The organism is Bremerella alba (assembly GCF_013618625.1).
GTDB classification, from domain to species: Bacteria; Planctomycetota; Planctomycetia; order Pirellulales; family Pirellulaceae; genus Bremerella; species Bremerella alba.
Map to the genome: position 1 here is coordinate 15318 of NZ_JABRWO010000016.1, position 12116 is coordinate 27433.

Here is a 12116-nt window from a genome sequence, read left to right on the forward strand (position 1 = left end):
CTTGTCGTAGCTGCCGCTGCCAGCTAAAAGCAGCGGCATGACCGATCATTCCGTTCGCAATCACTCGATCCTTGCTGCGCTGCTAGCAGTAACTGTTTCCTTGGCCCTGGCCACAGGGGCAGGCTGTCGTAGTGTTGTCGATGGCTCTCGGGATCTAACCGAGATCGCTTCGCCTCCGGCTAAGACGAAGCCTGAGAAGAAGGCCGTGTCTGCTCCGACGCAGGCGCCAGCTGTCGTCGACCGAGCCGTAGAAGCCGCGGAAATGGTGCTCGCCGCCAGTGTCGTTCAAACCTCGGAAACCGCTCTTCGTCCCAAGCATATCGAGTCGCGCGGTTGGTATCTCGATCATGGACTGCCGGTCTATCAGGCCGTCGCCCAGAGAACCACGCGTTGGCGTCACTCGGCGCTTGAATCGCTGTTAGATCAGCCCGATTCTCCGCAAGCTACCTTCGATAACGGAACAAAGTCGACCAACTTCGAGATCCAGGCAACCGCCCTGATCGGATTGGTACGCAGCGGGCACACTGTCGAGCCGAAGCGTTTGGCCGAACTGATCGAGAATCAAGAGATCGCGCCCACCACCCAGGCCGCTCTGCTGGAAGCCCTGGCAATGACGCCGCCCAAGCAGGCCAAGCCGATCGTAGAGCAGCTCTTTCAGAACAGAGATTCACTCATCGCTTCCGCCGAAGCCATCGACGAAGAAGTGGCGACGGCACTCGAGCAACAGTTCTGGATAGCCCTGGCATTTCTTCTGACCGAAGATCAACAGGTAACCCGCTTCACCGAACGCTTCTCGCAAGCATCGCCGCAACTCCAAGCGACACTGCTCGACCTGCTCGTCTTTCATCGAGCTGACCAGCGGGACGCGATCACCGAACATTTCGAGCAACTGTCGCCTCAGGCAGTCCGGCGACTAGGGCTGTGGGAGCCATATCTTCGGAGCGTGGCCCCTTTAGAAACGCTTATCGCTCAGACGCGCTCGCCAGAGTTCGCCACGCGAGAAAGCGCTGTCATTGGTCTCGGACGAGATGGCTCTGCCGCGGCTCAGGCAATGCTCCGAGAGATCACCGATAAAGACCCCACCTTGGTCCAAGTTGCGTCGGTCTTTGCCTGGAGTCTGATTCCCGGACATGATCAGTGGACGCGACTTTCCGAGGCGTCGTCCTGGCGCGTACGTTTGGCCACGGCCCAGTTGGTACCGCTGCACTCGAAATATCAAGACATCTTCGCTGAGCTGAAAGACGACAATAGCCGCCAAGTGCGCGAGGCGATGATTCATCGTTCGCCAGAGCTGGTGGCCCGGCAGAAATCGCCGCAAGAAGAGGCCCCCCTGCCAACGAAGCGACATGAGATCCCGAATCTGACGGCCGAACAGGTTATGGCCATTCTCGACCGCATCGAAAAGGCCGAGCATGCCTCGGACGAATCGCAGCGACAGGAAGCCAGGCGGGCCTTATTATTGCAGCCGCAAGAGGTGCTCGCCGCAGTAGACCAGGCAGCCAAGCCCCTGGTGGCCTATGACAACGACTATCTATTTAACGTGCTGCTACCTCAGTGCGATCCAGCCTACCGGCTACTGCTTGAGGTGACTTCCGGAGATCCTCGGCTCACGCTTTCGGCATTAAGGCAGCTTGAACTGCAGTCCCGTCAGGCCGCATTGCCGGAACTTGTCGTGTGGCGTCTTCAATCGCACGTCGAACACTTCACGCCCATGACGTGGCCGGTGTTAATGGAAGTGATTCGCAATGACCAACGCGAGGCCGCGCAACAAATCGTGCGACGCGCTTTGGCTCACGACAGCCCTCAGATACGCATTGCCGCCTATCGTTACATCGCCGATTTTCCAATGGATGACGTGACGTCGCAGGTCAAAGACGGACTGAATCACGAAGTGCCCAATGTCCGAGTCGCGGCGATTGAAGCCCTGTCCAGCGTAGATGGAGCGGCCAGCATCGGCGATTTTGTCAATCGATTGACCGATAGCGACATCGACGTGCAGATGGCAGCCTGCCGGGCGCTCGACGCCCAAAACGATCGGCGCGGGATCGACCACTGGAACCGCATGATCTATTCGTCGTCTAAGGCCGTTCGCCTGAAAGCGGTGCAAGCGATTGTGGCGAGAAAACAGCCCAGCGACATCCCTCTTTTGATCCGTGTGTTGGATGATGAAACGTCCATTCGATCGGCGGCACTGGACGGACTGTCCAGTATTGTCGCGAAAGATCAATGGCCATCCTCAATTTCTAACGCAATTTCTTTAGAAGCGAAGTGTGCTGCCTGGAAAAACTGGTTCGACCGGCAAGCCGATCGCAGCGAACCGGAAATCTTAGCTCCTACCGGTTAGCCTACTCAACCTTGGGTGCTGCGGCGCGTTATAATTCCAGCGTCTGGGAGCACCCCCACATGTTGCGCTCCCCAAGATTAGTTACGTGGTCATGCAAGTAGCACTTGTTTGGCTCGGGACGAAACGGAACCAGACATGGCCCCCAATTCCAGCATCAAGCTTAGCTTCCCCGAACAGGATATCGCCTGCCTGACATTCGACCTGCCTGATAAGGGGGCGAACATACTGAGTCGTCCTGTCATGGACGAATTAGCCAGTCACCTCGATACACTCGCCGACCGAGACGATATCGTGGGCGTGATTATCGATTCGGCGAAGCCTAGTATCTTCATCGCCGGCGCCGATATCAACGAGTTTGCGGCTTCGATGGAAGTCGACGAGAAACACACCTACGAGATGTGCCGGCAGGGGCAAAGCCTGTTTGGTCGACTGCATGCCCACAAGTGGCTGACCGTGGCGGCCATCAACGGAACCTGCGTCGGCGGCGGAACAGAACTGGCCCTCGGCTGCGATCGGCGGATCGTCTCGACCCACGAGAAAACCGAAATCGGGCTGCCCGAGGTGAAGCTGGGCATCTATCCCGGTTGGGGTGGCACGGTTCGCTTGTCACGCTTGGTGGGTCTGGGCAACGCCGTTAAAATGATTACTTCCGGCGAAAGTGTCTCGCCGCAGAAGGCCTTAGAGATGGGCCTCGCCGACGACATCGTCCCGGCCGATCAGATGGTGCCGGCTGCGATTCGAATGATTCGTGAAGAGCAGCAAACGGGTCAATATTTAAACGACCGCGCCCAACGCATCAAGCCGATCTCGATCAACGAGACCGAACTTGGCTTTCTCGGGGCGACTGCTTCGGCGTACATTCTGCAGCAAACCAAAGGACAGTATCCCGCTCCCTTGGCCGCGTTAGAAACGTTGCTCGGTGGTGCGATGCTCGACGCCGAAGGGTCGTTGGAGGCCGAAGCCCAGGGCATGGCCAAGCTGTTTGGCACGCCCGTCAACGCGGCACTGATCAATGTCTTCTTGCTGACCGATCGCAACAAGAAGGATAGTGGTGTCGAGGGAGATGGCCCCCAACCACGCAAACTCAAGTCGGCCAGTGTTATCGGGGCTGGCATCATGGGCAGTGGTATCGCCGCCGCGAACCTGAAACGCGGCCTGACCGTCACGCTGAACGACGCCAACCCGGAAGCCCTCGAGCGTGGTGCCAGTGCGGTACTCGATGAAGTGTCGTTCGATAAAGAAACCCGCGGTAAGAACGTCGAGCGGGCAATTCATTACGCCGGTAAGCTGCGCAGCACGACCAGCGGCGACGAGCTGCTCGATTCTGAGATCATCATCGAAGCCGTCGTCGAGAACCTAGAACTCAAACGCAAGATCTTCGCAAGTCTGGAAGAGAAGCTGCCTGCCGATACCATTCTGGCCAGCAATACCTCGACCCTGCCGATCACCAAGATGGCCGAGAACCTGCAGCACCCAGAGCGTTTCGTGGGGATTCACTTTTTCAATCCCGTCCGCAAGATGAAGCTCGTGGAAGTGATTCGTGGCGAGAAGACCTCGGACGAAACGGCCGCGACGGCAGTGGCCTACGCCAAGGGGCTGGGCAAGTTTCCGATTGTCGTCAACGACGGGCCAGGCTTCCTGGTCAATCGGCTGCTCTTTCCTTACATGAACGAAGCGACGCAGCTGCTGCAAGATGGCGTCGACATGAAACGCATCGACAAAGTGGCCGCGAAGTTCGGTATGCCGATGGGGCCGATCGCGTTGTACGACATGGTAGGGATCGACACGTCCTTCTATGCAGGTCGAACCATGTACGATGCGTTCCCGGAACGGACGCTCGTTTCGCCCATTCTGCCGGCATTGATCAAGAACGAGCGGCTCGGCACGAAAAAGGGCTTCGGCTTTTACAACCACGAAAAGAAGAAAGGCCGCCCCCAGCCAGATCCGATGGCCTTGGAATTGATTGCCAAGTATGTCGACCCACCCGAGCGTGAAATCACCGACGAAGAAATCGAGCACCGCCTGATCTTGCCGATGCTGCTCGAAGCGACCCGGGCCTTGGACGAAGGCATCGTCCGCGATCCGCGGGATGTCGACCTGGGTTTGATCTTCGGGATCGGTTTTCCACCCTTCAAAGGCGGCCTGCTGTTCTGGGCCGACACCGTGGGGGCCAAGACGCTGGTCGAGTGGCTCACGCCGCTGGAAGCACTCGGCAAACGCTTCCTGCCCACGGAAATGCTTCTGGAGATGGCCCAGCACGACAGCAAGTTTTACGACCGGACCTCGGACTAACCCCACGAGGAAGTGAGAGAAAGCATCATCATGAATCAGGCAGTAATCATTGACTGTTTGCGAACGTCGATCGGTCGAGCCCACCCCGAACGTGGCTACTATCGTGATGTGCGTAGCGACGACCTGGCCGTGCACTGTGTCCAGGCACTGATCGAGCGGACGGGTATCGATCCGAATGAGATCGAAGACGTCCTGTTCGGCAACACTCAGCAAACGCTCGAGCAAGGTCTGAACGTTGCACGCATCATCGCATTGACCGCTGGTTTGCCAGTCACGGCAGCCGGAACTACCATCAACCGGCTTTGCGGAAGTAGCTTACAGGCACTCAATCAAGCCGCGCACAGCATCATCGCCGGTGGGGAAGACGTGCAGATTGTCGGCGGTCTGGAGCACATGACGCATGTTCCCATGGATCATGCGATCGACGTGAATCCCAAGCTTTACCATCACACGTCGGAAGCGGCCCTGCATATGGGCATCACGGCCGAGTTCCTGGCCCAGACGCAGGGCATCTCGCGTCAGGACCAGGACGAATTCGCCTTGGCGAGCCATCAGAAGGCCAGTGCCGCAATCGCCGCCGGCAAGTTCAACCAAGAGATCATCCCCACGCACGGTCGTGACGAAGAAGGCCAGCGAAAGCTGCTTACCATCGATCAGTGCGTCCGCGAAGATACCAGCCTCGAGGCCTTGTCGGCGCTTCGCCCCGTGTTCATGCCCGACGGCGGAACAGTCACCGCCGGCAACGCTTCGCCCATCAACGACGGCGCCTCTGCGATGCTCGTCATGTCTGACACGACTGCCAAGCGATGGGATTTGAAGCCGATGGCCCGGGTGGTTGCTACCGCCGTAGCTGGCGTCGAGCCATCGCTGATGGGTACCGGACCGATCCCCGCCACGCAGAAGGCGCTCAAGCGGGCCGGAATGACGCTCGATCAGATTGACGTCATCGAACTGAACGAAGCGTTCGCGGCCCAATCCCTGGCATGCATTCGTGCTCTGGAATTGGATATGGACAAGGTTAACGTCCACGGCGGAGCGATTGCGATTGGTCACCCACTGGGGTGCTCTGGGGCACGCATCAGCACGACGCTCCTTCACGCGATGCAAGACCGTGATGCTCGCTTCGGCCTGGCGACCATGTGCATCGGTGTCGGACAAGGAATCGCGACCATCTTCGAGCGACTGGACTAAGAGGAGCCGGAGTTCTCGGATGGATACGGGGGGAGAGATCCAGCAAACCGATTCGATCGCGGCCATCTTTCTAAAGCGGGTCCGCGCCGACTTGAAATCGCCTGCCCTGTGGTCGCGAGCGGCAAACTCTGTTTATGAAGAAACGACCTGGGAACAACTGCTTCTCGAGGTCGGCAGCATGACGGCTGCTCTGGCAAAGCAAGGGGTTACCCACGGCACGCGAGTCGTTCAACTGAGCGACAATCGTCGCGAGTGGATCACGCTCGATTTAGCATTGCAGTTTCTCGGTGCCTGGCATGTGCCCATCAGTACCCATGCGTCGCTCAGTCAGATTCGCGAGATCTTAGATCACTGCGATCCGGCGCTGATCGTCGTCGAGTCGACACTCAAAGATGGGTGGATCGCTAAAAGTGCTGCGGATACCGTCACAACGATTTGCTACGATCACGACGGTTCGTCCCAGGCTTTGGTCATGTCTGAACTGACTACCGATTTATCAACGTCGGTAGAACTTGCACTAGCCGACCTGGAACAACACGCAAGTCGCATCGACCCGGATGACGTCTGCTCGTTGGTCTATACCAGCGGCACGACCGGACCACCGAAGGGGGTAATGCTCACGCATCGAAACCTGGCCTTCGACGCCATGGCGGTGGTGCATGCGTACGAAGAAAAGCCGGCCGACAAGCGGTTGAGCTTTCTGCCGTTTAGTCATTTGTATGCTCGGACGTGCGATGTCTACACATGGATTGCCCGGGGATCGCAACTGGCGTTGGCGTTTTCGCGCGAGTCGATATTGGCCGATTGCCAGGCGATCCAGCCATCGCTGATCAATGGGGTTCCTTACTTCTATCAAAAGGTTGTCGAAGGCCTGAAAGCGAAAGATAAGCTGGCAACGCCTGGTGCGCTGCAAACGGTCTTGGGTGGCGAAGTGCGGATGTGTGCTAGTGGGGGTGCTGCATTGGCTGGCTTCGTGATCGAGGCGTTTGAGAAACAAGGCCTCCCGCTGCTGGAAGGGTACGGTCTGACCGAGGCCTCGCCGGTGATCGCCGTTTCGACCGAAGGAGCCCGCTGCGCTGGCAGTGTCGGTAAGAAGCTGACAGGCGTCGAGGTGCGAATCTCAGAGCACGGCGAGCTTGAAACGCGCGGTCCGCATGTCATGAAGGGCTATTACCAAGACGAAGAATCAACGCGGCAAGTGATGGACGGCGACTGGTTGCGTACCGGCGATATCGGCCTGATCGATGAAGATGGCTTTGTGTGGATCACCGGGCGACAGAAAGAAATGCTGGTCCTTTCAACCGGTCGGAAGGTCAATCCGGCGGCGTTGGAACTGGCCATCAGCAGCGATCCTCTGGTCGCCCAGGCAATTGTATGTGGCGAAGGCTGTAAGTGTCTCTCGGCACTGCTTGTCCCCGATCCAGATCAACTGCGTAAGAGAATCAAAGAAGCCAAGCTGTGGGTGTTTTCCAAACGGCAAGCACTTCAGCACCCGACGGTCCGCGGTTGGTATCGCGACATCCTCGATTGTCAGCTGGCCAATCGGGCCGATTACGAACAGGTCGGACCGTATACGGTCCTTGGCCAAGGCTTCACGCCAGCGACCGGAGAAATGACCGCCAAGCTAAGTCTTCGAAGGGATGCCATCCTGAAAAATTATCAGGATACGATTCAACAAATGTACAAACCTCAAGAAGTGTCGCCGCCCTGGTGGAAGGTCTGGTCGTCCTAATTGCTGTGTTTGTAATAAGTTATGGTAAATTCAGGGGCGTCATAGGCAGCCGCTGAACAGGAAATAAGGTAGAGTTAGATAGCCAGGATGCATTGCTAACGGGGGTGAGTCTCTCGTTACGCGTACACTCGAACCCCGGCAGGAGCAGCAACCATGAGCAGTGACACGACCAACTCTTCGGCCTCAGAAAACAAGCCGGAAGACGTTCAAGAGACTTCCTTCGCCGAAACCGCGCTCACCCTCGGCGGTAAAAGTGCCGACGAAGCGCGGCGCACAGGGGCCATCGACTCTGCGGACGATCAAGTTGAGAAGCTCTTCCAGCCGCAATATCAAACGGCCAACAGCCCTGCGCATCGTGCGGTGTGGGATCGTGGTATTCCGGTCGAGCTGTTCGAATCGAACCCGGTCGAAACGCCGCCCGAGATTCGCAAGGTAATGGACGACAGCCTGGAGGTCGTCCGTGGCTTTCAAAAGAGCAAAACCATCACCGATGAGAACGGGAAGATCCGCAACGAGGTGCTGCAGGGTCTCGCCGATGCAGGCTACTGGGGCTTGCTGGTCGATAAGAAATATGGCGGCAGCGGCACGCCGTTTCGTGCGTTCGCCCCGTTTCTCACCGAAATGGCAATGATCGACCCAACCTTGGCCGGTTTGGCTTCGGTGCACGGGTGTATTGGTGCTGTCGATCCGGTGAGCACCTTTGGAAACGAAGAGCAGAAGCAGCGGTACTTGCCCAAGCTGGCTAGTGGCGAAAAGCTTTCGGCTTTCGCATTGACTGAACCGGGTGCAGGTTCTGACCTGAGCGCCCTGCGGACAACGGCTAAGCTCGATGGTGACTCGTACGTCCTCAACGGGGAGAAGCTCTTCATCACTAACGTGGTGCCAGGCAGAACGATCGGTGCGGTGTGTCTGATCGACGAAGTGCCGGCGGTGCTGGTTGTCGATCTGCCGCCGGAAGAGAACGAAAACTTCCAACTTCGTAAGTACGGTATTTGGGCTCTCAAGCATACCTACAACCAGGGCATCATCTTTAAGGACTTCCGCGTCCCGAAAGAGAACTTGCTGCTGCCCGGCAAAGGCAACGGCCTGACGATTGCCTATCACGGGCTCAATCTGGGTCGTATCAGTTTGTGTGCCAACGCGGCCGGTACGATGCGGCTGATGATGGCCAGTATGATTCCTTGGATTCACTTCCGCGAAACGTACGGCGAACCGATTGCCAAACGAGAACTGGTTCAGCGCCGCTTAGGCAAACTGGCCGGGATGATTGTTGCTTCCGACGCGTTAGTGGCTTGGTGCAGTACGCTGATCGACGCAGGCTACCGTGGCGAGATGGAATGCATCATCGCCAAGATCTTCGGTAGCGAATCGCAGAAGGAAGCGGCGATCGAGCTCTTCATGAAAACGCACGGCGGACGTTCGTTCCTGCATGGGCACATGTTTGGCGATAACGTCCACGAGTACCTGGCTCCTTGCATCTATGAAGGAGAAGGCGAAATGCTCGGGATGGCGTTCTTCAAGTCGCTGGTGAAAAAGCACGGCACGCAGTTCTTCGAGCCGATCGGCAAGGCGTTGCACGAAGCGGGAATTAAGAATCCGAACCCGTTCAATCCGGCCCATGCCTGGGCGCTCAAAGGGGCAATTGCTCCGTATGCTAGTTGGATGATGAAAGAATACGTGGGTAGCAAGCCAAGTCCGAAGCTGCCGCAAATGCAGGAAGATTTAAAGGCCCACGCCCAGTTTGCCGCTGACCGCCTACAAGATATGCCGCTGCATATCTCTGGCACCATGCGGAAGCATCAGCTGAAACTAGCCGACCGTCAGTGCCGGATGTCGTACCTGTCGCAAAACGTGCAAGACCTTATGACGATTCTGTGTACGTCGCTCTACGCGGCTAAGCACGAGAACGAAACCGTCCGGGCAGCAGCCGATATTGCCTGTCGAGATCTGAAGCGGAAGATCCTTTTGACGCGGCCCAGCGATCGCTACTTCCGCCGCGTTTCGGAAGTGGGAGCCATGGTCGCCGAAGGAAACTTCCCCGGCGTCGACGTTCCCCCAGACGAAATCATGATGCGGTATGATAAGTAACGCTTTGTTACTTATTGAAGCCTAAGCTGGCAATCCAACCGGGGCATCCAGTGGAAGCCCCCGAATTTGTCGCAATCGGTTCGACGCAGTGTTCGATTCCGTGCGACGACATCCATCATTGCCTGGGAAGGACCGCATCGTTGATCAAATTCAGTGTTATCTTGCCTGCCGCCGGTCGCAGTACTCGTTTCGGTGGTGGCGAACTAAAGAAGGTCTACGTTTCGCTGCTCGGACAACCGGTTTGGCTGCACTGCGCTCGACGGTTTGCCGCTCGGCCTGACGTGAGCGATGTGGTCATCGTCATTTCCCCAGACGACGAGCCCTACTTCCGCGAGCAGTTCGCCGATGTCTGCGATGAACTGGGAATTCAGATCGTTTTAGGTGGCGAAACGCGTACCGACTCGATCGCCAACGCTGTCGACGCGTTGGATTCCAGCAGCGAGTTCATCGCCATTCACGATGCGGCCCGGCCTGGCATTGACGATGCGATGATCGACGCCGTGTTCAACAGTGCGGCTGGAAGTGGCGCGGCGATTCTCGCATTGCCGGTTCCTGGCACGCTGAAACGCGTTTCCATCGAAGGCAAGATTGTCGAGAACGTGCCCCGCGAAGGCGTGTGGGAAGCTCAAACCCCCCAGGTCTTTCGTCGGCAGTTGATTCTCGAAGCCTACGAGAAGTTCCGCCACGAGCCAGCAACTGACGATGCCAGCCTGGTGCAGCGACTAGGGCACCAGGTCGCGGTAGTGCGTGGTGCGATGAAGAACTTGAAGATCACCACGAAGGACGATCTTGCCGTGGCCGAGCAGCTTCTGGCGGACTAACTTGCCGGGGTCGCCGTTTGAACCAGGGAGTCGGTTTCGGTGTCGTCCCGTAGTTCGATGGGGCAAATTTTCTTAGAATGCCCGTTTCTCTCGATAACGAAACACCTAACGGCGGCGATCCTGGGCAGATGAACGATATTTTCGCAGAACTCTCGTGGCGTGGTCTCATCAATCAAACCACCGGGGACGACTCGTTCGGCACCTGGTTGAACGAGCAATCGCGGACCGTCTACGCCGGGTTCGATCCGACTGCCGAAAGCCTGCATGTGGGGCATATGCTGCCGCTGATGTTGTTGCGTCGCTTTCAAGCGGCAGGGCACAAGCCGATTGCGCTGGTCGGTGGTGCGACCGGGATGATCGGCGACCCCAGCGGAAAGAGTGCCGAACGCAACTTGCTATCCGTTGAACAGTTGCAGGCTAATGTCGATGCCATCAAGGTTCAGATGGGCCAGTTTCTCGACTTTGAAGCTTCAGGCAGTGGGGCCGTGCTGGTCAACAACTTTGACTGGATGCGAAGCTTCAGCTACCTCGACTTCCTCCGCGACATTGGGAAGAACTTCCCGGTAAACGTGATGATGGCGAAAGACTCGGTGAAAGGGCGTCTGGAACGCGACGACGCCGGTCTCAGCTACACCGAATTCAGCTACATGCTGCTACAGGCCTACGACTTCGTACACTTGTTTGACAAGCACGGCTGCACGCTGCAAATTGGCGGCAGCGATCAATGGGGCAACATCACCGCCGGGATCGACCTGGGGCGGCGGATGCGATCGGCCCAGCTTTTCGGTATGACCTGCCCGCTGCTGACTAAGAGCGACGGAACCAAGATGGGCAAGACCGAGTCGGGGGCTATTTGGCTTTCGGCTGAACGCACAAGCCCTTACGCGTTCTACCAATACTGGATCAACGTTGCTGACGAAGATGCTGGCAAGTGCCTTCGCTTTTTGACGGAGCTTGAGCGAGAAGAGATCGAATCGCTCGATAAGGCTCGCGAAGAAGAACCCCACAAGCGTCAAAGCCAGAAGCGATTGGCCGAAGCACTTACCCAGTTGGTACACGGCAGCGAAGGGGTCACGAGTGCTCAGCGAGCGACCGAGATTTTCTTCGGCGGCGAGATCGACAATCTGAGCGACAAGCAGTTGACCGAGATTTTCGCCGATGTTCCCAGCCAAGAGCTGAGTCGCGAACGATTGACTGCCGCCGAAGGATTGAACATCGTCGATGCGTTCATCGAAGCAGGGCTGTGCAAAAGCAAAGGGGACGCACGTCGAACCATTTCGCAGGGCGGAGCTTACGTCAATAATCGCCGCGTAGAAGAGGTCGACAAGGCCTTGGGAACCGACGACCTGGCCAGCGAAACAGTCATGGTGCTTCGCAGCGGTAAAAAGAAGTACGCCCTACTGCGATTCGCTTAGAGCTTTACCGATCGCCCCAGTAGTTAGGGGCTCGGGACGTGTGTGCGACGGCAAAACGTTTCGTTAACCTGCATCGACGAGACTTCCGGAATTCAACTTCCGGTAGTCATATGTTTGGGTTGGCTCTCTTCCTAAGGGCCGGAGGCCCGGCCGAAAATAGCCAGGGGCGCAAGCCCCTGGTGGGAAGCTAAAGATTAAGCAAGCCCTGAAAGGGCGACCGAATCTTCGCAAAT

General features: G+C 57.5%; 7 protein-coding genes. All 7 read left to right on the plus strand.

Annotated elements, in window-relative coordinates; translation table 11 throughout:
- Nucleotides 1–37 precede the first annotated feature (37 nt).
- Entirely contained in the window at nucleotides 38–2344 is a 2307-nt protein-coding gene (locus HOV93_RS23045; RefSeq protein WP_207398914.1) for a HEAT repeat domain-containing protein, read from the plus strand.
- 135 nt (nucleotides 2345–2479) lie between these two features.
- On the plus strand, nucleotides 2480–4636 hold the full coding sequence (locus HOV93_RS23050) for a 3-hydroxyacyl-CoA dehydrogenase NAD-binding domain-containing protein (RefSeq protein ID WP_207398915.1): 2157 nt from the start codon (nucleotides 2480–2482) through the stop codon (nucleotides 4634–4636).
- Nucleotides 4637–4666: 30 nt separating this feature from the next.
- A complete protein-coding gene (gene fadA, locus HOV93_RS23055; protein WP_207398916.1) occupies nucleotides 4667–5827 on the plus strand; it encodes an acetyl-CoA C-acyltransferase FadA in 1161 nt (386 codons plus the stop codon).
- 19 nt (nucleotides 5828–5846) lie between these two features.
- Nucleotides 5847–7559, plus strand: coding sequence for an AMP-dependent synthetase/ligase (locus HOV93_RS23060; RefSeq protein WP_207398917.1), 1713 nt, complete (start codon nucleotides 5847–5849; stop codon nucleotides 7557–7559).
- Nucleotides 7560–7712: 153 nt separating this feature from the next.
- On the plus strand, nucleotides 7713–9647 hold the full coding sequence (locus tag HOV93_RS23065; protein WP_207398918.1) for an acyl-CoA dehydrogenase family protein: 1935 nt from the start codon (nucleotides 7713–7715) through the stop codon (nucleotides 9645–9647).
- 140 nt (nucleotides 9648–9787) lie between these two features.
- On the plus strand, nucleotides 9788–10468 hold the full coding sequence (gene ispD / locus HOV93_RS23070) for a 2-C-methyl-D-erythritol 4-phosphate cytidylyltransferase (RefSeq protein ID WP_207398919.1): 681 nt from the start codon (nucleotides 9788–9790) through the stop codon (nucleotides 10466–10468).
- Between the two features lie 77 nt (nucleotides 10469–10545).
- On the plus strand, nucleotides 10546–11883 hold the full coding sequence (tyrS, locus tag HOV93_RS23075) for a tyrosine--tRNA ligase (RefSeq protein WP_390814352.1): 1338 nt from the start codon (nucleotides 10546–10548) through the stop codon (nucleotides 11881–11883).
- The last annotated feature ends 233 nt before the right edge of the window (nucleotides 11884–12116 follow it).